Genomic DNA, 21608 nt, shown 5'->3' with positions numbered 1-21608 from the left:
TACGGCAGTCGGCCTACCACGGTAGTGCACCGGCAGGTGATCACGGGCAGAAACGCGACTGCGTGTCAGCCACGCGGGGTGGGCCGGCAGCCGGCCCACCCCGCGCCCGTCTCAGGCCAAGGTGATGATCGGCATACCGAGGTCGGTGATGGTCGGGCGGGCAGTCGTGGTCGTCCGGTCGAGGCTGGTCAGCTTCGCGGCCGCGGCGTTGAGGCTGGTCTGGAGCCCTTCGACTTCGCCGAGCCAGCCGTTGTGGCGGGCCTCGGCGATGCGGTCGCGGAGGTTGGCGATGATCTCCACCAGCCGCTGTCGTTGGCGGGGATCCATGCGGAGCACGGGGCAGCGGATGCAGGCGTGCTCGTGCTTGCACGGGCTGCCGTAGGGGCGGCCGCAGGTACCGAGGGAGACCTTGCGCAGTTCGAAGTGCTGCTGGAACTCCAGCCACTCCTGGTCGGTGGGCTCGCGGTACTCCTCCGCCGGCCGGTCCGCGCGACGCCGATCAAGGAAGCCTCGGTAGGTCCGGACCAGATCGTCTTGGAAGACCGCGAGGTACGCCTGAGTGGTGGACAAACTCTTGTGCCCCAGCAGCCGAGCGGCGATGTGAACGGGCAGGCCGCCGGTGACGGCCTCGGTGGCGAACATCCGCCGGAAGTCGTGCGGGGTGTAGCGCAGCGGTTCGCCGGCGGCGTCGCGTAGGCCGGTGTGGGCCAGGGTGGCGTCGAGCAGGCGTTTGATCGCCGCGTAGCTGAACACCTGGTTCTGCCAGTACGGCCGGCGCTGGAACAGGTGCGGCAGCGGCGGTCCGGTCACGCGTTCGTGGTGGTCGTAGCGGGCGACCAGCGGCACCTTGCCGCCGTTGTTGTTCCGCAGCCGGGTGATAATCGTGGCCAGCACGCTGGCCAGCTCCGGGCTGACCAGTAGCAGCCGCTCCTCGTTGCTCTTGGACGGCACGATCTGGAGCAGCGGTACGACCTCACCGGTGTCGGGCAACCGGTAGGAGACCAGCGCGAGGTGAGTGATCTCGGTCAGTTCCTCGACGCGAACCCCGGTGTGCCGCAAGGTCTCCACCACCACCCAGGCCCAGAACGCATCGTCCTCGGCATGGGTCTGGTTGATCGAGTGCAGCGCGGTGCTGCCGACCTCCCGGATGTAGACGTCGGTGACCTCACGGCCGGGCGTCTTGTTGCCGGCGGGCAGGATCCGCAGGTACCGGCGGCCGGCGTGCTCGAACTCGGTGCCCAAGACGGCGGCGGCCGCCGCCGCGAGCAGGTCGGCGGCCTCGTGGCGCACTCGTTCGGCGGTCTCCACCAGCACGGGCAGGTGCGGCAGGCGTTCCCGGACGCGTTGGTGCATCCGGGCCTGGGTCTGCGTGACGATCTTCAGGCCGCCGGCGCCGTCGCCGCGGTTGATCGGGCTGGGCACCGCGTGTGGCGCCCAGAACGGGTCCTCGTGCGCCCACTCCTGGATGTCGAGGTAGAAGCCCCGGACGCGCATCATGATGTCGACTCGCCCACGGCGTTCGCGGACGTTCCCGGCCTTGTCGACGTAGGTCAGCAGCCGCTGTTTCCAGCCGTCGACGACCTCAGGCGGCAAGCGGAGGGAGTCGATACCGGGGTGGTGGGTCTCGATGTCGACCCAGAACACCTTCACGAGTTCGCCGACTAGGCCGCGGAACGAGCCGTAGTCCAGCCCGGGACGGCGTTCCTCCAGGTAACGGACCAGGACGTTGCGGATCGTGGTGCTCTGCACGTTGTGCTGGTCGACCAGCTCGGCGGTCGGGCGTTGGCCGTGCCGCAATGCGTCCTTGAGGGAGTCCTGGGACTGGATGACCCCGACCGCCCGCAGCAGGTCCCATGCCGGGAACGTGCCCGGGAACGCCTCGCCTCGGCACCGGCGGCCCAGCGCCCGCACGCTGATGATGTCCTCGGCGGTCAGCTCGGGAAGGTCGCGGCCGGTGTGCAGCACGAGCGAGGAGATCACCCGCAGACCCTGCTGGAGATGCGATTCCGACATCCCGACGGACTCGACGAATCGGCGCATCGTGTCCAGCGTGCCTGGCGGGAACATCAGCTGGGCGTACTTGAACAGCCGCATTGCCTTGTAACCGCGGAGAAACAGCATGTCGGGCAGCACGATCTTGTTGAGGAACAAGAAGGTCAGCCCCGAGACCAGCTGGTTGAACCGGAGGCCCTCGCAGCCCGGAAGGTCGGCGACGGCGGCGGCGTACCACTGCTTGTCCCGGTCGCATCCTGCGGTGCGCCATCGTGCTTGCCATCCGTCGCCGGGATGGGTCTCCAACCAGGTCAGCACTGCCGCGGCGCCGGACATCCGTCGGTGGTTTCGGGTCGCTTCGTTCTTTCCGCCGGCCAGGGGCGTGCCGTCGAGGTCGAGGTTCCAGATCGGCAGGGTGGGCAGCAGCTCCAGCACCTGGGCGCGGCTCAGGTGGTCGTGAGGGCCGACCCGGGTGTGGTCGGTCGTGACCTCGTGGTCGACGAACAGCGGCTGAGGCGGCAGCGCGGTGACCGTGTCGGCGAGCATGACGCGGTTGGCGCGGCGAGGGCTCATTCCGCACCACCGCCGAACAGCACGTCCAGGTCGGTGCTGGCGTAGCCGGCGCTCGGTGCGGCCGGGCGCTGTGCTTGCTCAGCCCGATCCGCGAGGTGGCACTGGACTCGGCGTACGACCTCGGCCTGCTGCTCGATCAAGTAGGTGTCGCCGGTGGTGGCCAGGTGGGCGTGCCCGAGGATCTCCTGCACGTCCCGCAGCGAAAGCCGCTCGTCGCGAGCCATCCTCAGCGCGGCGGTGTGCCGCAGATCGTGCATCGACCAGTTGGTGCCCAGCAGCGTGTTGATCCGACGGAGCACCGCGCGCAACGCCTCGTAGTTCAGCGGCTGGAACTCCAGGCCGGCGCCGTAGTCCCGTCGGCGAAGCGTTCGCCACACCTGTTCCTGCGGGTCGAGGGGCGGCAGCTCTGCCAAGTAGAGGCGGGTCCAGACCAACGCCTCCGAGCTGACCGGCAGCCACTGCTCCGCGCCCGTGCCCTTTCGGAACACCCGCACCATCTGCTCGCCCCAGTCCAGATCGACACCGCGCACGCCCAGCAGTTCGGCCGCGCGGGCGCCGTTGCTGACCGCGGTGGCCGTGATCGCACGGTCCCGGTTGAACCGCAGCGCGCCGAAGAAGTCCTTCCAGCGGTCCTCGGGCATCTCCCGGGGCCGCCGCTTGGGGATCTTGGGGTTGTACCGCAGGCGGCCCTCGCCGGCCCGGTAGGGCTGGAGCGGGTTGTGGTGGGCGTGCGGCCGCCGGTGGCCGGAGCGGTCCAGTGGCACCGGGTTGACCAGCGGTGTGCCGTCCTCGTGCACCCAGAACTCGTAGAAGGCGCGCAGCACCGCATTGGAGTGGGCGATCGAGCGCGGCTTGTACTGGTCGTCGAGGTACTGCTTGCCGGTGACCGGATTGAGCGTGCCGGCGGTCGCCGCCGAGACGGTGCGGGCATGCCGCCGCACTTTCCGGGCCTGTTTCATCCACAACACGAAGTCGCGGACCTCGGCCGAGGTCGCCTTGTCCCACGCGACGTCGACCACGATCAGCCAGCGCCACCACCGAAGCAGGTCGTAGGCGTAGCTGCGGACGCTGCCGAGCCGGGTGTCCCGGGCGACGAAGTCGATGAAGTACCGGTGCACCGGCAATACGGCCTGGCCGTCGTCGTCGACGAGCAGCCACGGGACCGGGCCGGATGCCGCGCGGACCGCGCCCCACTTCGGCAGCTGGATGGCCGTGAGGTCGCGGAAGGTCGTGCTGGTCAAGACGGGCACCTCCATGATCTTGAGGTGCCCACGAGTACCGATCAGCCGGGCAGCGCCACGAGCTACGTGCCGGCGTGTCGGTCGTTAGTCCGGTCAATGGGTCGATGACGGCCGCCGACGCAACCAGCCGCCAGGTTGACCGTGCCGAGTCCGAGCTGGACGAGTTCACCCGCAGCGCGGAACACCTGGTTGATGAAGCCGCCGACGCCGGGCGTGCTCAGGACGTTGGCGATGACTTCGGGATCACGGCCGGTCAGCTCGCGCAGTCTCGACGAGACATGCGGGTCACGAAACCAGGGGCGCAGGTCCAGGACGATGTCGGCGGCCGGAGCGGGGGCGTGCCCGAAACCGAACGAGGTGACCCGCAGTTGCGGGACGCTGCCGTGGTCTCTGGTGCTGATCGAATCCGTCGCCATGACAACACCATCGAGGAGAAGCCGTTGTGCGGGAAGGGGTTGCCCGACGGCAGGCAACGGTCAACCCCCGACTCAGTGTCTTGGACGCCCTTGTCGGCCAGCAGGGGACGTGGAGGGAGGATGCGCGCGGCGTTGCCGCCGCGGCCCGAACGCGGCGAAACCGTGAAGGAATCTACGGCCGCAGTCGGTTCACAGGGCTGAGTCTCTAGGCCCGGCGTCAGTGTCAGTCGAGGTGGATGGAGTACGCCTGCGGGTACTTCTTGCCGGGTGCCGGCTTCGGCGACCCGGTGAACGACACCGGTGTGTCGATCGGTAGATCTTCATAACCGTCGGGAAGCTCGTCGCGCGAGGCGAACCAGGAGACGCCCTTGCTGTCGGTGATGAAGCCGTGCGTGCGTCCCGGAGTCCATCCGGTCACGGTCCCGTGCCAGCGGCCGTTCTGCGGCTTCGGGGGCGCGGCCGTAGCGGATCGCACGAACGGGAACTTGAGCGGGTAGTCGTCGGCATCGCCAGGAGCGAAGAGTTGGTCGAACGTGGGCGTGTCGCTCGTCGCTGCTCGCAGTTGCGCCGCGGTGTGCAGTACCTGGCCGCCCGCGTCAGTCGCGTCCAGGACAGGAATGATCACGCGGACGTCCCGGTCGATCAACCGGGTCACTAGTGGCGCGAAATCGGCGTCGCCGGTGATCAGAACGACGTAGTCCAGCGGCAGGGTGGTCGCGCACTCCCATGCTTCGAGCGCGAGATGGACGTCGACGCCTTTCTCCTTGCCTTCGTGTAGTTCGAGATCATGGCGGGTCACGCCGGCGTTGGCCAGAACGGCATCGAAGGCCGTCGAGGGCACAGGGCTGCGTCCGCGGACATAGTGCGCCTGGGCGACCTCGACGGCGTCGAGGTCGACGCCGTCGACACGGTGTACGTACCACCGCACGGCGTCGTGCAGACCGCCCAGAGAAGGTCGTGCGGCGCGACGGTGGTGGGTGGCGTAGAAGTCGCTGACGTGGGCGAACCAAGTTCCGTCGTAGAACACGCCGATTCGGTAGCGGTCACCCACAGCGCCGATCGTACGCGCGGTGGGTGACCGCCGTGCCGTTACGAGGATGGGCGTGCCGACGATGTGCGCCCGATACCACTCGATGGTGCTCGCCACGCGGTTGGTCGCGCACGACAGTGCCGGCGCGTCCTCGCGGCGGATCACCGCCGTGGGCGACACGGTGCGCCGACATCCGCGAGGGTGGCCAGGATCTGCGCGACCGCGTCGCCCAGGTCGGAGTGCGCCGGCATCCGGGGCCTTGTCGGATCTGCAGGCGAGGACGAGCGCGGATCCGCCCAGCGTTGCCGCCGCGGTCCGAACACGTCGAAATCGCGGTGGCCCGCCACCCACACGAGGTGACGGGCCACCGCGGTCACAGCCGGAATAAACCGGTCAGGCGACCTCCCAATCGAAGTCGTCCCAGTCCGGGTCGCCGACCAGCGGCTCACCCGGCATCGGCCAGTCATCCACGTCTTCCGCGCCGAACACCGGCCACGGATCGCTGCGCCACCGGCTCGTTCGGACCGCCGTGACCAGCTTGTTCCTCAACCTCGCCTCGTCGTCGGCGCGATCGGCCCGAGTGAAGCCACGCCACGCCGCGATACCGGCCACACGCCGATCCTGAAGCCGGACGAGCGGGACGAACGCCGGGCTGATCTGCACATCCAGATCGCCGTCACGGCCACGAACCCGCAGCAGCGAGCCCTCCCGCAGCATGCGGGGCGCGGACAGGCCGAGGCCGAAGTGCTGCTCGACCCGGCGCAGCCACTGGGGATTGCTCGCCCACCACAGGCCACCCTGCCCGTCGCCGGCGACCGCCAGCGGGCTGAGCGCCCCGCGCGCGAGCCACAGCCCGTGCGGCTGGCGATGATCGACCCACGTGAGCGCAACCCGGCCCTGCACGGTCTCCAGCACCGACCGCACCGCAGCGGCGGTGCCATCGGTGGCGCCCAACGCCGCCAACAGCACCTCGGTGTCGGTGCTGCCCGCCAGCCGAACCTGGTCATCGACCAGCTCCCGAAGAGAGCTGACCGCCACATCGCCATTGTGGCAGCCCACGATCGGGCCGATCACCAGAGGACTGGCGTTGACCAACTTGTCGCCGCCTTGCGTTGCCCACCGGGTGTGGCCCAACGCCACGCGAGCCCGGCGCAGATCACTGTGGATTGCGCCCTGGTCCAACGTCGAGAACCGCCCGCGCGTCTTGACCACGCGCCAACCGTTGACCCGGACGTCGGCGAACCGCGTGATGTCCGCCCGCCGCGTGCCGCTGGCCGTACGACCAACAGCACCGCGCATCGCCAGCCCCGCCGCGTCGACACCCCGCTCTTCGGCGAGCAATCCCAGCATCACCAGCGCTCCGGCGGCGCGGTCACAGCGCTCGTGCGACCAGTTGCGCACGCGCATCATGCCGAACAAACCACACACCTCGGTTCACCTCCTCCCACGCCATCCCGGCGTGCACTTCCCTTGCGCCTCAGCGCTTGTCCTTGTCCTGGTCCGGCTTCGCGCCTGCCAGGACCGCGAGCACGGCGGCCAGTTCCTCGTCGTTGAGCTGGCCGTGCTGGCGCATCAGGTGCGCGATCTGTTCCGGCGAGTTCTTCAGCAGCTCACCGAAAGCCGTGCTGACCAGCGACCCGATCGACACGTTCATCGCCGCCGCCGTCAACCGCATCTGCGCGATCGACTCCGACGTGGCCGGCGTCTTCCACACCGTCATCGGGTGCAGGTTCTTGCGGTTGATGACCGGGTTACGCGGCATGCCGGTTCACCCAGTCCCCGCCCGGAATCAGGTCACCCTCGTCGAACCGCGCGATCGCGCGGCTGCCGGCCAGGTACAGGTACGCCTCTCGCGGCATCCACTGCCCGTCGATCTCGCACCGCACCGTCCGGGTCACCCGGACGTAGTGCGAGGACTCCGGGCGCTTCTGCTCGTATCCCTCCAGTATGTCCAGATGGCGCAGCACCTCGTCGTAGCGCTGCGGGTCGATGACCATCAGCTCGCCGACGACCACGCCGCCCTCGCGGACAGCCGCGTACGGGAACGCGAACCGCGTGCCGTACAGCGCCAACCCCTCGGCCTGAGCCGAGAACTCCGCCGTGGTGCAGCCCTCCAGCAGCGCTTCGTAGTTACCACAGCCGTGCCGCAAGGTGCCGTAAACGAACACCGGCAACTGCTCGTTCATGATCTCCACCTCCTCCAACTTGTATAGACCCATTATAATGGGACATTAGATGTCCTGTCTAGTCGGCGGTTTCCGCGTTCTCGGCACACCGCTGTCGCCGCCCTCGGTGCGCCGGTGCCTATAGGCAACGGGGAGCGCACCCGCCCACGACGAGGAGGACTGGATGCCCACTACCCCCGACCGCCCTGCCCCTGTCGCCGCGGCCATCCCCGAGCCGGCAGACGCATTCGTGGGTGAGCTCCACTGGCTGACACACACGGGCCTCGTTCGGGCTCAGCAACCCGCCCGGCTCGCGCCGCGCGATCGGAACGCCGACGGACCCGCGGCCGCGGACGCCCCCGGCCTCGCGCCAGCCCGCGTCACCCTGGTCCTGGGCGACGCCGGGTGCGGGAAGAGCCGGCTGGCCTACCTGCTGGCCGGCGCGGCTCGCCCAGTGCGCTGGGGGACGATCCTCCCCCGCCCCGGGCAGACGGTCGTCAGCGACCATCACCCCTGCGAACTCCTCGCGACCGACCGCCGCCGCACCATCGCGCACACCGTCGACAGCGGCCTCGTCCGGGACACCCCGCACACCGGACGGCTCATCCTCGTTCGCTCCGCCGCCGAGCACTACGCCCACCTGGCACTGGATCCCTCGGTCGCCGTGTTCCTCTTCCGCGTGCGCGACACGGCGCACCCCACCGACGACCAACTGCGCATGCTGCTCGGACTGACCGCCCAGGACGCGCCCCACCTGCTCGAACACGCACGCCACTTGGCCGACTACCAGTGCCTGTATCGCGCCCCCTCGGATCACCTGAGCACCTACGGCCCTCGCGCACTGCTGGACGTGGCCGCCCCGAGCACGGTGTTGACCCGCGGCTGACCGCCCAGCGACCAATCCACAAGGCGTTACGCTGATGTTCTAATGAAACATCAGCGTAACGCCCTTTCTGGTGGAAGAACCCGGTGAAGCCCGGACTCGACGTTGGCGCCGCAGCCCGCAGGCGACGGCCGCTGAATCGGCCGCCGCGGCGGCGTGGATCCGCGCGGTTGGGCGGCGCTTGTCGCCGGCCGCACCCGGCCGACGCCTATAGGCAACGAAGGCCCGACACCAGACCCGCGAGGAGACCTCGATGCGCACCACCGGCCGACAGCGCACCACCAGCGCCGCGCCGCCCACCGAGCAGTCCTCGCGTGTGCGCTCGCTGCTGACCCGCCTCCGTCCCCACGGGACACTGGGCTGGATCCGCCGCTCCCTCGGGATCACCGTGATCGGGCTGATCGCCCTGGGCCTCTACCAAGGCTTTCTGGCCACCACGCCCGCCACCCAGCACACCGTCACGGTTGCCCAACCCCCCGTTGTGGGAGCGGTCGACGTCTGGCTCAGCCACGGCAACGGCGCGGTCCGGCTGACCACCGCAGCCGTGGTGGTCGTCGACTCGCTGACCGTCGACGGCCACCACGGCCCCGTCCAGCGCGTGCTCTACGACATCCCGGCGACCGCGAAGGTCGGCGACCACATGTCCGCCTGGATCTCCGAGGACGGCCTCCAAGTCCGCGTCGGACCACTGCCCGGCCCGCCGGTGCTCCCCGGCCCGCAGGGCGCCGCCCTGCTGTTCGGCGCAGTCGCGTGGCTGGTGCTGGGCCTGGTGATCCGACGCCGCGCCCGCCGAACGGCGGTGGCCTGATGTCGACCGCGTCCAGCTCGCTCACCGGCCTCATGCCGAAGTTCCGCGACCGCGCCGTGTGCGCCGAAGTCGATCCGGAGATGTTCTTTCCCGACAAGGGGCAGTCGCCCCGCGCGGCCAAGAAGATCTGCCTGGGCTGCGAGAGCCGGACCCAGTGCCTGGAATGGGCGCTCAGCCGTGGCGAGGAGTTCGGCGTCTGGGGCGGAACCACCCCCACGGAACGCCGTGACCTGCGCCGCGGCCGCCACTCCGACGGTAGCCACGCCCCCGGCGACCAGCACGACGACCCCGACGACACGCGACCCGCCTCGCCGCTGGCCGCCGCCTGACCACGGAGACACCGATGCCCCGCGCCGCCACCGTCGTGCTCATCCTCGCCGCGACCTTCGCCGGCAGCTACGCCACCGACCTGTTCGGGTTTCGCGTGCTGGTCGACGCCGTCGGCTCCGAGATCAGCCAGCAGGTGCGCGGACTCCACACCCCGGCCGGCAGCGGGGACGGCATCGGCTTGTCCACCGCCGAGGCGACTCGCGTGCCCGACGGCACCCTGGACCTCGACCAGGCCCGCGAGGCGCTCACCCGCCTGGCCGTCGCCCCGCAGGGCACCCTGCAGGGATTCGCCGACGACCAGTTCGGCCCCTGGGAACGCGTCGGAGCCTGCGACACCCGGGAAGAGGTCCTCCGCCGCGACGGCACCGACGTGCGCACCGACCAGAACTGCGCGGCTCAGTCAGGAACCTGGTACAGCCCCTACGACGCCCTCGTCGAGAAACGCCCGGCCGACGTCGACGTCGACCACGTGACCAGTCTGACCGACGCCTGGCGCTCCGGCGCCGCCAGCTGGACGCCGGCACGCCGGGCGGCCTTCGCCAACGACACCCGCAACCTCCTCACGGCCTCGACCTCGGCGATCCACGCCAAAGCCCAACGCGACGCCGCGACCTGGCAGCCCACCCGGATGGCCTACCAGTGCCCCTTCGCCCGGATCGTCATCACCGTCAAGGACGCCTACCGACTCACCGTCACCGCCGCCGAGCGCGCCGCTCTGCAGAGGCTGCTGGACACCTGCCCGCTCGGGCCGGCGGCCCTCGCGTCCGGCGCCGGGCCCGGTTCTGCCCTCTCCCCCGCGCTCACACCGGCGAGTGCCGTGCGCCGTGACAAGACAACATCCCGAACATCCGTTACGCTCAAGTTGCTATGCAACTTCATCGTAACGCCAGTGGTGACGCGGGAGGGACCGTCATGACCGCTGCATGCCGAACTGGGCCACCCGACACGGCCGACTGGCGCGACCGCGCGGCCTGCGCCCGGCACCCCGAGCCCGACATCTTCTTCCCGACCGGCCGCGGCACGGAGGAAGTCCAGGCCAAGAACATCTGTGGCCGGTGTCCCGTCGCCGAGGAATGCGTCCGAGAAGCCGTCCGCACCGGCTCGATGGGCATCTGGGCGTCGACCAGCACCCGGCAACGCCAACGTCGCCACCGCGCCGCGCCGACCGCGCGCTGCTGACCCAACCCCTGGCTGACGCACCGCAGTCCGAGTGTCCCGGGGCCCGCGTCAGCCCGCCGGAGGTCCTGCAACTTGCCGGCCCCCTCTCACCGCGCGAGAGGAGGAAGCAGGACCGCCCCGGGGCCTCACCGCCGACAACCGGACGCCAGACGGAGAGGACCGCCACAGGCTCCACCGACGCGCACCGTCGAGCACCACAGGGAGACACCGATGCAGCCCGACCAGGACATCACAATCCGAGCAACGCTCACCATCCGGGCCCGCCGCTGGTCCGCCGACATCGTCGGCCGCCCGCCCCTGCAGCGGATCAAAGCCGACGACAAGACCATCGAGCAGGCATGCCAGCGCCTGGCCGACGCCGTCCTCGACGCCCTGCCCACCCTGCCGGCCGAGCATCGAGACGGGCTGGAACTCGACGAGATCGCCGCCGTGCGCGTGCTCGCGACAACCAGCCGCATGATCGCGGCCGGCCCCGGCGACACGCTGACCGCGATCCCGGTCCCCCGGCTGCCCGACCAGACCTGTCTGACCGTCCCCCTCGAGCAGAACCTGGTCGAGGGGCGAGTGCGCGTGAGCGTCGACCCCGACGTCGCCGTCCTGGGCGGACTGGCCGCCGTCGGCCCGACCCTCGCCGTTGCCGAGCACGCCCTGATCGCCGCCATCCGCGGGAAGCTCGCCGTCCCGCCACTGGCCGACCTCGGCATCGTCTCGCTGCGGCTGCTGCGCACCACCGCGTTTCGGTTCCCCGTGGACACCACCTGTCACCGGAGCGCGTCGTGATCTGCGTCCGCCACCGACCCACAGCGACCGAGACCCCGCAGGCTCCGACCAGTGACCTTCTCCGGATCCGCTACCTCGGCGGCCTCATCGACTTCGACCACCGCCGCCACCGCGTCGCCCGGATCGCCACCACTCGCACCGGCAACTACCTCGGTCTGCTGTGCGGGCACTACTGCCCCGCCGACCAACTGCCCGCGTCGGCCGACCAAGTCGAACCCGCCGGCCCGGACTGCCCCGGCTGCCAACTGCTCGACCCGGCCTTCCATCAGGCGCTCAAGACCGGCGGAACGCGATGACCTCCCACCGCTGTGTCCACTGTGGACGTCAATGCCGGATCGACTGCCGCACCGCCAGCTTCGCCCGCAAGGCGTTGCGGGCTCGAGGCTGGCGGTGGGCGGACAGCAAACACCGCGACCTGATCTGCGACAGCTGCGCCAGCACACCCAGCGTCGACACCGCGCCCGTCGAGTGGGTCACCCACCACCTGGAAGCCCACGGACAGTTGCTCGTGCGCGCGACCACCCTGGCCACCGCGCAGGAGATGGCGTTCGCGGCCCTGGGCCACAGCCCCGTGCCCCTTCCCGGCGCCGCCGCACAGCTGCGGCTGATCCGCTCCGGTTACTGGCGCGCCGTGCTGTGCCAGTGCCGGCAGCACGCCGGCAACGCCGCCCACCCGCGATGGCACTACATGCCCGCCGACCCCGGTGAACCGGGCGCGTATGCCGGCGCCGAATTCCGCCTGGCGCTGGACGGCGCCGTGAGCACGAGCCCCCGGAGGGCCGCATGAACCACACCCCCATGCCCCGCATGCTGATCGCCATCCGCGCGGTCGCCACCGACCCGGACCGCCGCTACCCAGACGCCGAAGTGCCGCTGGTGGTGGAGACCACCGCCGACCCGCACCTGGGCGTCGGCACCTACCCAGTGCTGCGCGGACCGAACGTGGTCGAGTTCGGCGGCGACTTCGCCGTCATCCACATCCCCAGCGGCCTGGCCATCACCGCCAGCATCACCCACAGCGTCGCCAGCGCCCGCAATTTCGCGGCGCACCTGGCGACCACCGCGGTGGACTGGTCACGAGCCACATTGTCCGAAGACGACGACGAGCTGTGCAAACAGGTCAAGCGCGCGGCGGCGACCTATCTCGCACAGGACACGTCCGCGCATCTGCAATGGGAAGCGGTATGACCACCGCCCCACCGCGAGCTGCCGACGCCGACGACTCCCCCTCCGGGACCCGGCCCGCCGTGCTGACCCGGGCGTTGGCCGCCTGGATCAGCACCGCGACGAACAACCTGTCCGGCGGCCGCCCCTGCCCGGCCGCCGAGCAGGCGATGGTCACCTGGGCCCACACCACCGCGCTGCTGCGACACGCCGAACTCCGCCGCCTCGCCCCGGTCGCCCTCGGCCCCGGCGGCGGCGAGCCGCCGGCCGGCACCGACACCCGCACCTGGATCCGGCGCGCGCTGCACGACCTGGCCGCCGCCCACCCGGACCTGCGGCCGCTGGCCGACCCGGTGATCAACCCGATGCTCACCACCGACCCGACCGCCGCCGACGCCGCCGCGCTGCTGCAGCTGTGGCGCACCGGCACGGGCCTGTCCGCCGACCTGATCGATGGACCCCACCAGTGCCGGGGCCACCGGCTCGGCGACCTCTACCAGGCGCTGTCCACTCAGGCGCGGTCCGGCCGCGCGCTGGTCCAGACGCCGACCTTCGTCACCCGGCTGCTGCTGCGCTGCACCCTGGACAAGGCCCGGTTCGAGACCCCGGTGCCCACGATGATCGACCCCGCCTGCGGCACCGGCCACATCCTGGTCGAGGCGCTGAGCGCCACGTTGTCGCACCAGCGCCACCGCGACCGCCTGGACGCCGTCGCCGCCGCCCTCGCGGCCGTGCACGGCGTCGACCTGGACGGCTACGCCGCCGCCGTCGCCCGCTACCGGCTGCTGGCCCAAGCCGCTGCGGTGCTCGGCGGACACACGCTGGCCGACATCCCCGACCGGCTCCGGGTGAACATCACGCAGGCCAACGCGCTGCTGGACGACCACCCGCTACTCGAGGCCGGCCGCTACGACGTCGTGCTCGCCAACCCGCCCTACATCACCTGCAAGGACCCCACCGACCGGTCGGCCATCCGCGCCGCCTACCCCGAGGTCTGCCACGGCAAATTCAGCCTGGCCGTGCCGTTCGCCGTGCTGGTGCACCGACTCGCCCGGCCCGGCGGCTGGGTCGGCCAGCTCACCGCCAACAGCTTCATGAAACGCGAATTCGGCCGCCCCCTGGTCGAGGACTACCTGCCGAGCGTGGACCTGCGCTGGATCATCGACACCTCCGGCGCCTACATCCCCGGCCACGGCACCCCGACGGTCATCCTGATCAGCCGCAACCAACCGCCGTCGACCCCGACCATCCGCGTGGTGCGCGGCAACCGCGGCGAGCCGTGCGTCCCGGCCGATCCCGCCCGGGGACACGTGTGGAGCGCCATCCGTGAGCAAGTCTTCGCCGCCGAAGCCCGCGAGGAGTTCGACATCGGCTACGGGCGCCACCTCGCCGCGCAGGCCGTCACCATGCTCGCCGGCGTCGCGGCCACCGGAACTCTCCCCGCTCCTGTCACGAGGCCTGACCTGACCCGACCGCAGCCCTACCCCGCCCTCGGCACGCCCTCGCTCACCGCGTGACCACCCACCACCCAGGAAGGTGCCTCCTCCCGTGCGTGCACACCTCGCCGGCCGCCTCGGTCGAATCCTCGCCGCACTGGCGCTGCCCGTGGCGCTGGCCGCCTGCCACCCCGGCTTCGCGGCCACCCCGGCCGAAACACCGGCCTCACTCGGACCGCTGATCACCGAGCCGGACGAGCACTGGACCGCGGTCCGGCAGTTCATCACCACCGCCCAGCACACGCTGGACATGACGATGTACGAACTCGACGACACCACCGCCGAACAGAACCTGGCCAACCTCGCGGCACGCGGCGTCACTGTCCGCGTCATCCTCGACCACAACCGCGAGGCCACCCACAACCAACCGGCGTTCGACTTCTTGACCCGCAACCATGTCCACGTCGTCTGGGCACCGACCGCGTTCCGCGCCACCCACCAGAAAACGATCACCGTGGACCGCGGCGCCGCGCTGATCCTGTCGGGCAACCTGACCAGCCGCTACTACGCCACCGGACGCGACGTCGGCGTGCTCGACCGCGACCCCGCCGACGTCGCCGCAATCGAGCACACCTTTGACGGCGACTTCACCGCCACGCCCGTGACCCCGAGCTCAGGCACCGACCTGGTCTGGAGCCCGACCACCTCGCAATCCAGCCTGCTGCAGCTGATCGGTTCGGCTACCACCACCCTCGCCGTGGAGAACGAGGAGATGGCCGATCCCGCCATCGTGGCCGCGCTGGCCACCGCGGCCCGACGCGGCGTCGCCGTCACGGTCACCATGACCAGCAACCCCAGCTGGAACACGAACTTCGCCACGCTGACCCGCGCCGGCGTGCGCGTGGCCACCTACTCCACCTCGGCCCGGCTCTACATCCACGCCAAGATCGTCCTCGCCGACGCCGGCACGCCCCAGGCCCGCGGGTTCCTGGGCTCGCAGAACTTCTCGACCGCCTCCCTGACCGCGAACCGCGAGCTCGGCCTGATCACCACCAACACCGCGATCCTGCGACCGCTCGCCGCGACTGTGTCCAGCGACCTGGCCGGCGCCACGCCCTGGCGGGGCTGACCGAGCCCGCCATCCCGCCGCATGACCAGCCCCCGCGAGGACCCACCGATGTCTCACCCGAAACCCCAGTCAGCCGGCCGACGCGGACGGAGCGGGCCGGATGACTCCGGCGTACAAGAGAGGTCCAAAGACTCTGAGACTTCAGTGGCGACCGATAGCAGCGCTCCGGCAACCGAAGACCACACCGATCCCGCCCAGGACACCCCCGCGCCAGACCATGCGACAGCCGGTCGAATCGTCACGCTCCTGACCGCGATCAGGTATCAACACCGTGACGAAACCCAGCTGCAGCAACTGGTCGCCCAGGTCCTTCTCGGGGGCGGCTACGCCGCGACCCGCGAAGTCAGCCTGACGCCGGCCAGCCGCATCGACCTGGTGGGCCCCCGAATCGGCATCGAGGTCAAGGTCGCCGACCCCCGGGCGCCGTCGCCGGCAGATCCAGCGCTACGCGCACCGGCCGCCTGGACGTGCTGGTGCTGGTCACCACCCGCGCCGAGCACACCACGCCGCCCGACCAGCTCGGCGGCCTTCCCTTGCTGGTCGCGCACCGCCCCCTTGCACTGGCCCGACCCGCGCCACTCCGTCCGATCCCACATCAAATCCCGTTGAAGGAGCACCGAGTTGTCCACCACCCCGGCCGGCAGGACCGCATCCACGGTGCTCGTGCTCATCGCGTTCGCCACCTCCGTGGTCATGACCACGCCGACGGTCCTGGGCTGGTGACCACGATGTTGCCCGCCGCCACCACGCCGCCGAGCCGCTGCGACGGCAGCATGCGCCCGGCCAAGTCCGTCGTCGACGGCCACGCCTCCACCTCCGGCGGAGCCGTAGTGGCCAAGAAGTGGGCCAGCTGCTCACACTGCTGCGCCACGGACCTGACCGTCGTCAGCGGCACGCCCGACAACCTGCTGCAACCGCACACGCCCTACTACCCCGACTAGCGCAGATCGCCTGGCACCCAAGGGAAATCACCAACTCGTCCGCAGTGGACACAGACCGGACAAAGGACCGCCATGGACCGCACCTACGGCACCTTGACCTACCTCGGGGCGCCGCATCCCACGCGGCCGCCAGTGCGCAGGACCGCGGCCCGGTGGTGCGGTGCTGGGCCGTCACCACCGACCACATCCACTGGCTGGCCACCACGGTGCTGCACCGCGCCGGAATCCCCCTGCCCACGACCGGGCAGCACGACATCACCCTGCCCGCCGCCGGCTGACCGAAGGGAATCAGCGTGCGCTACACCGTGATCACCACCTTCTACGACGACGTGCTCTTCAATCCGGCGGCGAAAATCACGCGGACCGAGCGCGTCACCGGAACACCGATCGAGGCCCTGGCCGCGGCGATCAGGCAGAACAACACACCGGACGATCGGGAGATCGCCATCCACCGCGAGCCCACCGGCCAGAAAGCCGACCTCGCCGAACTGGTCGTCGCCGCCCGGGACACCTCCACCAGCCCGCACACCCGCAGGCAGTGGATCACGAGCATGGTCGACCTCATCCACGGGTGGGTCTTTCCCTGGGACGACTGGCCCCGCCTCGAGCCACCGCCGCCCGTCTACTGGGAACAGGCCGCCGACAACTGGGCTCGCCTGTCCCCGGCCGCGCCGCCGGACGATCTCGTCGCGGTGCTGGGCACACGATCGGACATGAGCGGGCACATGGTGTTCGTCCACGCCGCCCGTCTTCGCGTCCGCGAGCACTGGCCGGTGGTCATCGAAGTCGAGGACGACGCCGGGGCGACGGCGCTGATCGGGCCGTTCACCGGCATCGGCGGCGCCCTGGCCTACGCCGGAGTGCGGCTGCCCAGCTGCGGCCCTCGCCGGCACCGGTTCCTCAGCGTCGTCCCGCCCGAGGCCGCCCCGGATCACGCCCTGGCCCTGACCCAGGGCATCACCACCGACGATGAGCCACCGCTGCTCGCGCTGCTGCGCGCCGCGATCAACCCGCACGGACACGAGCCCGGCGAGGACGCGGAACTCGACTGCCTTCTCGCCCACCTGCGTGGCCACCGCCCGGTCCAGCTGTACGACGCCCGCTGCCTGGACGACGAGTGCGAGCACGCCGACGCCGCGGCCGACGGCCGCTGCCACCGGCCCGCCGAGCTGGGCACCGCCTGCTGGGGCTGTTCGGCGATCTACGCCCCGGGCGGCGAATGGGGCGCATCACCGCTGCCCGGCTGCACCATCCCCTGGCCGTGCCAAGTCATGCTGACCATGGCGGAGCACTTCTCGATTGACATCGCCCCACACCGCCCACGCCACTTCCCGCCCCAAGCCGTCTGATCAGCGCACTTGCCCGGAAGGACCCACTGTGTCCCCTCCACCGCGCGGCCCGGACACCGGCGACCAGTTCACGCTGCAGCTGCCGGCGTCCACCTCGCACCCGCCGGCGCCGCCGATCACCGTCGCAGGCCGAGCCCTCACCCCCAGCCCGGTCTTCGACACTTACTGGCGGTTCGCCGCCGCCCGCCACGCCCTCTACCAAGCGCGCCTGGCCGGCCACCCCGGGCCCTGGACCAGCGACCCGATCTTGGCCCGGCACCGGTTCACCAACGCCTTCCGCGCCGCCGACCGCGTCAGCCAGCACCTGATCAACCAGGTCATCTACGCCGCCGACCCGGCCCCGACAGAGGTCGTGTTCCGGACCCTGCTGTTCAAGTCCTTCAACCGCATCTCCACCTGGCAACTGCTGCACACCGAGCTCGGCGAGATCAGCTGGGCTCGGTTCGACCTCGACCGGTACGAGCTGATCCTGGGCCGGGCGGCGCAGGCCGGGCAGCGGCTGTACTCGCCGGCCTACGTCATCCCGCCGCCGCCGATGGGCGCCGCCCGCAAGCACACCAACCACTTGCGGCTGCTGCAGCACGTCATGGCTGGCGGCCTGGTCGAGCGGCTGCTCGCGGCCGGCGGCATGGCCGAGACCTTCCGGCTACTACACGACATCCCCAGCTTCGGTGACTTCCTCGCCTACCAGCACACCGTCGACCTCGGCTACTCCGACATCGTCAACTTCGACGAGGACGACTTCGTCGTGGCCGGCCCCGGCGCACGCGACGGCATCCGCAAGTGCTTCGGGCCGGCCGCCGACGGCATCGAGCACGAGATCATCCGCTACGTCACCGAGCACCAGGAGCAGCACTTCGCCCGACTAGGCCTGCGTTTCGACGGCCTGCTCGGCCGCCGCCGGCTGCACCTGGTCGACTGCCAGAACCTGTTCTGCGAGGTCGACAAGTACGCCCGGGTCGCGCACCCCGACGTCGCCGGGCACAGTGGCCGCAGCCGCATCAAGCAGACCTTCCGACCGCTGGCCGAGCCGCTCACGGCGTGGTTCCCTCCGAAGTGGAACCTCAACGACGCGGCCACGGCCGACAGCGCCGAGGCGACCCGATCATGCTGGCCGTCCCAAACGCCGACCCCGTCGGCCACCACGCCGTGATCACCGGGTCCACCACCCGCACACCCGCCGTGACGTACCGTCCTGCTGGGCGGCGACAACGTCGCGTGAGTGAGGAGGAGCGCGTGGGCCGACCGAGCATTCCGCTGTTCGATTCGGCCGCCCTCGCACGCGCCCTCGCGGACGCCCAGATCAGTGCGTCTGAGCTGGCCAAACGGCTCGGAATCGACTCCAGCTGGGTGCGGCAGTGGGCTGGCGGGAACCGCGGCATCAACGCCGAGCGGCTGCGAGCTCTGGCCGCCGCGCTCGGGCTCACCCCCGACCAGCTGCAGACCCGGCCGACCAATCCCACCCTGGCCGAGCTGCGCAGCCTCGCGGCCAAGACCCAAGCCGAGGTCGCCGACGAAATCGGCGTCGCGCGCCTGGTGTTGGTGAACTGGGAGGACGGCGGCCGGAAAGGGCTGGCCCGGCCGAGCGCCACCTCCAGCGCTCTCGGTCTCAGCGGTGAGGACCTGAAAAGCACTCCGGCAGGCCAGCTGCCCAGCCAGGTGGCCACGAAGCTGGGCCGGGCGCTGGGCGTGGACGCCGAGCAAGTTCAGGCCGCCTACGCCGCCTCGGCGGCCCGAGACCAGTGAGCACCGTCGGCGCCGTCCTGCTGGCCGGTTTCCTCGCCGCGTTGGTGATCGGGCCGATCGTGCTGGTCCTGGCGAACACGACCAGCTCCTCCCGCACCGGATTCTCGCTGCGTTCGCCCGCGGTCGTGATCGCGACCGTCACGGTGTGCGGCGCTGTCGGCGCGACCGCGGCATACCGCTGGAATCCGGTGATGCTGTTGGCCAGCCTGCCCCTGCTGGTGCTCGCCGGCCCGGCCGCGCTGGTAGACCTGCGCGAGCACCGGCTGCCCACCGTGCTGACGCTGCCGTTCACCGGCGCCGGCGTCGTGCTGGCCGGACTGCCCGCCTTGGTGAGCGGACAGCCCGCGCCGGCGGTGCACGCGGTGATCGCGGCCGTCGTGGTTGGTGTGCTGATGCTGGTGCTGGGGCTGCTGGGAGGGCCGGGCCTAGGCGATGTGAAGTTCGCCCCCGGACTGGCCGCCTATCTTGCGGCCGCCGGCTGGACGACACTGGTCACCGGGCTGCTGGCGTGGTCGCTGCTCATCGCCGTCAGCGTCGTCATCAACCGGCTGGCCGGCGCCCGCGCCATGGACATCACGCCCTACGGACCCGCGCTGTTGCTCGGTACGTGGCTGGCGCTGCTGATCGCCTGATCAGATCCTCACGCGGCGGCCGACACCGGCTCGAGCTGGAGTTCTTGCCTGGCCTCGGCGAGGTCGGTGGCCCACATGCGGCACTGCTCGCACCGGTCCAGGTGGTTCTCGAACGCGGCCAGATCCGCGGCCCGGAGCCGCTCGAAGACCCAGTCGACGAGCTGGCTGCTGACCTCGCACCGCCGGCGGCGGTCGTGGTAGCTCGCCTGCACCTCCAGGAAGGCAGCACGCAGGCCGCGGCGGGCCCGGTAGGCCAACGCCGAGACGCCGTTCGGCGACATGCCGAACATCCCGGCGACCTCGGACGGCGCCATGCCCTCGACCTCGACATGCCACAGCACCCGCTGCCACCGCTCGTCCAGCCGGGCGAACGCGTGGGTCACCCAGACCTGCTCGAGCTCCGTGACGGCGAGATCCTCGAACGGCACAGTCAGCTCCGCGCGCTTGCCCAACAGCTCACCCAACCGGGCCTCGAGATCGTCGCTGATCTCGAGCCGGCGCTGGCGTCTGGTCCGGTCGTACGCGATGCGCCGCAGCACGGTGAGCAGGTACGCCCGGAAGGCGCGGATCTGACGGCCGGCCTTGACGGCGCCGAGCACCTTCTCGAACGCCGCCTGCACCAGGTCGTCGGCGTCGGACCGGGAGCACGTCAACTGGCCGGCGAGGTTGTAGGCGGCGATGACGTGCTCGGCGTACAGCTGGCCGTAGGCGGCGATGTCCCCTCCGCGCACCTGCTCCAGCAGATCGGTGTCGGTCGGCGTGCCGCCGGTGCCGTTCGCGCGCGTCCGAAGTGGCCTCGGGGGCTGGGACGGCGAGTCCACGGCGGTGCTCATCGGAGGCGTCCTTCCACGATCGGCCACCGACGTGGTCCGGTCGGACCAGGATCGGCGCGAGCGAGTCAGCGCGTGCGTCGACGCGGTCGCGGACGCACTGCGAGAGGTGAGGGTGAGGGTGGTGGGTCGGGGAACGCCGTAGCCGGCACAACACCGGCGCTCCCCGACCCACCACATCCGTCATGGGCACCAGGGAGGCACCTGCCCATGACGACGGAACTCGGCCCTCGGCAGCTCGGGATTCTGCCTAGGACGGCCGGCGGGGGTCTCAGCCGTCCGGCGAGTTCCAGGAAAGGGCACGCCGGCGCGTCGCCGGCCCGGGGGGCGCGTCGCGGTCGGCGACGCAGCGCATGAAGATGACGTGCCCGTCGGTTTCGATGCTGTTGTCGGTTACGGCGCTTCGCCGATGGCGTCTCAGGGACGCCCGGACGCCGCGAAATTGAGCTGATCTGGTGCCGGTCGCGAGATGCCGTCCCGGAGACCGGTCACGGTCGCGGACCTCGCAGACGACGGCCGCAGCGATCAGCAGCACCACTGCCGCGATCACCGCTGCCCACATCTGCGACACCTCCGAGGTGGAAGCGGCGGACCTGGGCCCGGGGGATAAGCCCAGGTCCGCCGCGTCTGAAGCCGTAACGACGGCACCGGCACAGGTAGCGGGGAGCACACCCGCCCCGGTTGCCGCCGTTCGGCTTGGGGTCCTGCTCGGCTGCCCGGCCAGGCCTCCGAGTGGGTGACCGGCACAGGCCCTGTACACCCCAACCCCAAGTCATTACTACCATTCATTGGTAGTAATGGAATGATCGAGCACGGCGCGTCGGAGGTCAAGCTGTATGGGACTATTTCTGGGTAGTAATCACCTGAATGGCGGCGGGGAGGCCTCGTTGTCTACACCGCCAGCCGAGCCGAGCCATCGAGGCTGAGCGCCAGCGACCGAGCCGACGCCTTCTTCGCCGAAGTCAGGGCCCAGGGCCGGATCCC

The 21608-nt window shown here is 70.6% G+C and carries 26 protein-coding genes; 17 read left to right on the top strand and 9 right to left on the bottom strand.

Translation table 11 applies throughout. The features are described from left to right. Positions 1 to 111: 111 nt before the first annotated feature. The 7 genes from BCF44_RS45730 to BCF44_RS45700 form a co-directional block, all read right to left on the bottom strand. Positions 112 to 2565 (bottom strand): tyrosine-type recombinase/integrase, encoded by a 2454-nt coding sequence (locus tag BCF44_RS45730; RefSeq protein ID WP_211353549.1) that lies wholly within the window; start codon positions 2563 to 2565, stop codon positions 112 to 114. Further along, positions 2562 to 3806, bottom strand: a complete 1245-nt coding sequence (locus tag BCF44_RS45725) for a tyrosine-type recombinase/integrase (RefSeq protein ID WP_246016202.1) — start codon at positions 3804 to 3806, stop codon at positions 2562 to 2564. Before BCF44_RS45725 ends, BCF44_RS45730 begins: the two co-directional genes overlap by 4 nt. A gap of 62 nt (positions 3807 to 3868) precedes the next feature. Further along, positions 3869 to 4222, bottom strand: coding sequence for a RapZ C-terminal domain-containing protein (locus tag BCF44_RS45720; protein WP_116180827.1), 354 nt, complete (start codon positions 4220 to 4222; stop codon positions 3869 to 3871). Between the two features lie 223 nt (positions 4223 to 4445). Next, the gene (locus BCF44_RS45715) at positions 4446 to 5432 is read right to left on the bottom strand and encodes an NYN domain-containing protein (protein WP_246016201.1); all 987 of its coding nucleotides are present in this window, start codon (positions 5430 to 5432) and stop codon (positions 4446 to 4448) included. 213 nt (positions 5433 to 5645) lie between these two features. Continuing rightward, complete coding sequence (locus BCF44_RS45710; protein WP_147328885.1) at positions 5646 to 6680, bottom strand: class II glutamine amidotransferase; 1035 nt, start codon at positions 6678 to 6680, stop codon at positions 5646 to 5648. 49 nt (positions 6681 to 6729) lie between these two features. Beyond that, on the bottom strand, positions 6730 to 7014 hold the full coding sequence (locus BCF44_RS45705) for a hypothetical protein (RefSeq protein WP_116180825.1): 285 nt from the start codon (positions 7012 to 7014) through the stop codon (positions 6730 to 6732). Further along, positions 7004 to 7438 carry a gamma-glutamylcyclotransferase family protein gene (locus BCF44_RS45700; protein WP_170218108.1) on the bottom strand — a complete coding sequence of 145 codons (435 nt, stop codon included), beginning with the start codon at positions 7436 to 7438 and terminating at the stop codon, positions 7004 to 7006. The genes BCF44_RS45705 and BCF44_RS45700 overlap by 11 nt, the downstream gene beginning before the upstream one ends. Positions 7439 to 7601: 163 nt before the next feature. Here BCF44_RS45700 and BCF44_RS45695 point away from each other — a divergent pair, with 163 nt between their 5' ends. The 17 genes from BCF44_RS45695 to BCF44_RS45615 all read left to right on the top strand — a co-directional run bounded on the left by BCF44_RS45695 (position 7602) and on the right by BCF44_RS45615 (position 19794). Then, positions 7602 to 8303 carry a hypothetical protein gene (locus BCF44_RS45695; protein ID WP_147328884.1) on the top strand — a complete coding sequence of 234 codons (702 nt, stop codon included), beginning with the start codon at positions 7602 to 7604 and terminating at the stop codon, positions 8301 to 8303. A gap of 250 nt (positions 8304 to 8553) precedes the next feature. Further along, positions 8554 to 9108, top strand: coding sequence for a hypothetical protein (locus tag BCF44_RS45690; RefSeq protein ID WP_116180822.1), 555 nt, complete (start codon positions 8554 to 8556; stop codon positions 9106 to 9108). Then, on the top strand, positions 9108 to 9437 hold the full coding sequence (locus tag BCF44_RS45685; protein ID WP_116180821.1) for a WhiB family transcriptional regulator: 330 nt from the start codon (positions 9108 to 9110) through the stop codon (positions 9435 to 9437). Before BCF44_RS45690 ends, BCF44_RS45685 begins: the two co-directional genes overlap by 1 nt. 14 nt (positions 9438 to 9451) lie before the next feature. Next, complete coding sequence (locus BCF44_RS45680; protein ID WP_116180820.1) at positions 9452 to 10354, top strand: HNH endonuclease family protein; 903 nt, start codon at positions 9452 to 9454, stop codon at positions 10352 to 10354. Continuing rightward, a complete protein-coding gene (locus BCF44_RS45675; protein ID WP_116180819.1) occupies positions 10351 to 10617 on the top strand; it encodes a WhiB family transcriptional regulator in 267 nt (88 codons plus the stop codon). The genes BCF44_RS45680 and BCF44_RS45675 overlap by 4 nt, the downstream gene beginning before the upstream one ends. Before the next feature lie 210 nt (positions 10618 to 10827). Next, a complete protein-coding gene (locus BCF44_RS45670) occupies positions 10828 to 11397 on the top strand; it encodes a hypothetical protein (RefSeq protein ID WP_116180818.1) in 570 nt (189 codons plus the stop codon). Beyond that, positions 11394 to 11693: a hypothetical protein gene (locus BCF44_RS45665; protein WP_116180817.1), complete on the top strand. Its 300-nt coding sequence runs from the start codon at positions 11394 to 11396 to the stop codon at positions 11691 to 11693. The genes BCF44_RS45670 and BCF44_RS45665 overlap by 4 nt, the downstream gene beginning before the upstream one ends. Then, positions 11690 to 12184 carry a hypothetical protein gene (locus BCF44_RS54960; protein WP_170218107.1) on the top strand — a complete coding sequence of 165 codons (495 nt, stop codon included), beginning with the start codon at positions 11690 to 11692 and terminating at the stop codon, positions 12182 to 12184. The genes BCF44_RS45665 and BCF44_RS54960 overlap by 4 nt, the downstream gene beginning before the upstream one ends. After that, on the top strand, positions 12181 to 12585 hold the full coding sequence (locus BCF44_RS45655) for a hypothetical protein (RefSeq protein ID WP_116180815.1): 405 nt from the start codon (positions 12181 to 12183) through the stop codon (positions 12583 to 12585). Before BCF44_RS54960 ends, BCF44_RS45655 begins: the two co-directional genes overlap by 4 nt. Further along, positions 12582 to 14078, top strand: a complete 1497-nt coding sequence (locus BCF44_RS45650; protein ID WP_147328882.1) for an Eco57I restriction-modification methylase domain-containing protein — start codon at positions 12582 to 12584, stop codon at positions 14076 to 14078. The genes BCF44_RS45655 and BCF44_RS45650 overlap by 4 nt, the downstream gene beginning before the upstream one ends. A 31-nt stretch (positions 14079 to 14109) precedes the next feature. Beyond that, positions 14110 to 15126 (top strand): phospholipase D-like domain-containing protein, encoded by a 1017-nt coding sequence (locus BCF44_RS45645; protein ID WP_116180813.1) that lies wholly within the window; start codon positions 14110 to 14112, stop codon positions 15124 to 15126. 719 nt (positions 15127 to 15845) lie between these two features. Beyond that, the gene (locus tag BCF44_RS45635; RefSeq protein WP_116180811.1) at positions 15846 to 16067 is read left to right on the top strand and encodes a hypothetical protein; all 222 of its coding nucleotides are present in this window, start codon (positions 15846 to 15848) and stop codon (positions 16065 to 16067) included. 152 nt (positions 16068 to 16219) lie between these two features. Then, entirely contained in the window at positions 16220 to 16345 is a 126-nt protein-coding gene (locus BCF44_RS58805) for a hypothetical protein (RefSeq protein ID WP_281283230.1), read from the top strand. A 15-nt stretch (positions 16346 to 16360) separates the two neighbouring features. Continuing rightward, a complete protein-coding gene (locus tag BCF44_RS45630) occupies positions 16361 to 17416 on the top strand; it encodes a hypothetical protein (protein ID WP_116180810.1) in 1056 nt (351 codons plus the stop codon). 28 nt (positions 17417 to 17444) lie between these two features. Continuing rightward, positions 17445 to 18569 carry a nucleotide kinase domain-containing protein gene (locus BCF44_RS45625; protein WP_211353548.1) on the top strand — a complete coding sequence of 375 codons (1125 nt, stop codon included), beginning with the start codon at positions 17445 to 17447 and terminating at the stop codon, positions 18567 to 18569. Positions 18570 to 18652: 83 nt separating this feature from the next. Continuing rightward, positions 18653 to 19162 carry a helix-turn-helix domain-containing protein gene (locus BCF44_RS45620; protein ID WP_170218106.1) on the top strand — a complete coding sequence of 170 codons (510 nt, stop codon included), beginning with the start codon at positions 18653 to 18655 and terminating at the stop codon, positions 19160 to 19162. Continuing rightward, complete coding sequence (locus BCF44_RS45615) at positions 19159 to 19794, top strand: prepilin peptidase (protein ID WP_116180808.1); 636 nt, start codon at positions 19159 to 19161, stop codon at positions 19792 to 19794. Before BCF44_RS45620 ends, BCF44_RS45615 begins: the two co-directional genes overlap by 4 nt. 8 nt (positions 19795 to 19802) lie before the next feature. Here the strand turns inward: BCF44_RS45615 and BCF44_RS45610 are convergent, their stop codons facing one another. Beyond that, positions 19803 to 20627: an RNA polymerase sigma factor gene (locus BCF44_RS45610; protein WP_170218105.1), complete on the bottom strand. Its 825-nt coding sequence runs from the start codon at positions 20625 to 20627 to the stop codon at positions 19803 to 19805. 268 nt (positions 20628 to 20895) lie between these two features. Continuing rightward, on the bottom strand, positions 20896 to 21186 hold the full coding sequence (locus BCF44_RS54955; protein ID WP_147328881.1) for a hypothetical protein: 291 nt from the start codon (positions 21184 to 21186) through the stop codon (positions 20896 to 20898). Between the last annotated feature and the right edge of the window lie 422 nt (positions 21187 to 21608).

Origin of the sequence: Kutzneria buriramensis, from assembly GCF_003387475.1 — a bacterium.
GTDB classification, from domain to species: domain Bacteria; phylum Actinomycetota; class Actinomycetes; order Mycobacteriales; family Pseudonocardiaceae; genus Kutzneria; species Kutzneria buriramensis.
Note: the sequence above shows the minus strand (reverse complement) of the source record. Positions and strands in the feature narration are given on the sequence as shown.

What these genes read in the sequence shown, in the direction of transcription:
- BCF44_RS45730 (WP_211353549.1), bottom strand. Translation starts at nt 2,565, where the DNA reads ATGAGCCCTCGCCGCGCCAACCGCGTCATGCTCGCCGACACGGTCACC.
- BCF44_RS45720 (WP_116180827.1), bottom strand. Translation starts at nt 4,222, where the DNA reads ATGGCGACGGATTCGATCAGCACCAGAGACCACGGCAGCGTCCCGCAA.
- BCF44_RS45705 (WP_116180825.1), bottom strand. Translation starts at nt 7,014, where the DNA reads ATGCCGCGTAACCCGGTCATCAACCGCAAGAACCTGCACCCGATGACG.
- BCF44_RS45700 (WP_170218108.1), bottom strand. Translation starts at nt 7,438, where the DNA reads ATGAACGAGCAGTTGCCGGTGTTCGTTTACGGCACCTTGCGGCACGGC.
- BCF44_RS45695 (WP_147328884.1), top strand. Translation starts at nt 7,602, where the DNA reads ATGCCCACTACCCCCGACCGCCCTGCCCCTGTCGCCGCGGCCATCCCC.
- BCF44_RS45690 (WP_116180822.1), top strand. Translation starts at nt 8,554, where the DNA reads ATGCGCACCACCGGCCGACAGCGCACCACCAGCGCCGCGCCGCCCACC.
- BCF44_RS45685 (WP_116180821.1), top strand. Translation starts at nt 9,108, where the DNA reads ATGTCGACCGCGTCCAGCTCGCTCACCGGCCTCATGCCGAAGTTCCGC.
- BCF44_RS45680 (WP_116180820.1), top strand. Translation starts at nt 9,452, where the DNA reads ATGCCCCGCGCCGCCACCGTCGTGCTCATCCTCGCCGCGACCTTCGCC.
- BCF44_RS45675 (WP_116180819.1), top strand. Translation starts at nt 10,351, where the DNA reads ATGACCGCTGCATGCCGAACTGGGCCACCCGACACGGCCGACTGGCGC.
- BCF44_RS45670 (WP_116180818.1), top strand. Translation starts at nt 10,828, where the DNA reads ATGCAGCCCGACCAGGACATCACAATCCGAGCAACGCTCACCATCCGG.
- BCF44_RS54960 (WP_170218107.1), top strand. Translation starts at nt 11,690, where the DNA reads ATGACCTCCCACCGCTGTGTCCACTGTGGACGTCAATGCCGGATCGAC.
- BCF44_RS45655 (WP_116180815.1), top strand. Translation starts at nt 12,181, where the DNA reads ATGAACCACACCCCCATGCCCCGCATGCTGATCGCCATCCGCGCGGTC.
- BCF44_RS45650 (WP_147328882.1), top strand. Translation starts at nt 12,582, where the DNA reads ATGACCACCGCCCCACCGCGAGCTGCCGACGCCGACGACTCCCCCTCC.
- BCF44_RS45610 (WP_170218105.1), bottom strand. Translation starts at nt 20,627, where the DNA reads ATGAGCACCGCCGTGGACTCGCCGTCCCAGCCCCCGAGGCCACTTCGG.
- BCF44_RS54955 (WP_147328881.1), bottom strand. Translation starts at nt 21,186, where the DNA reads ATGTGGGCAGCGGTGATCGCGGCAGTGGTGCTGCTGATCGCTGCGGCC.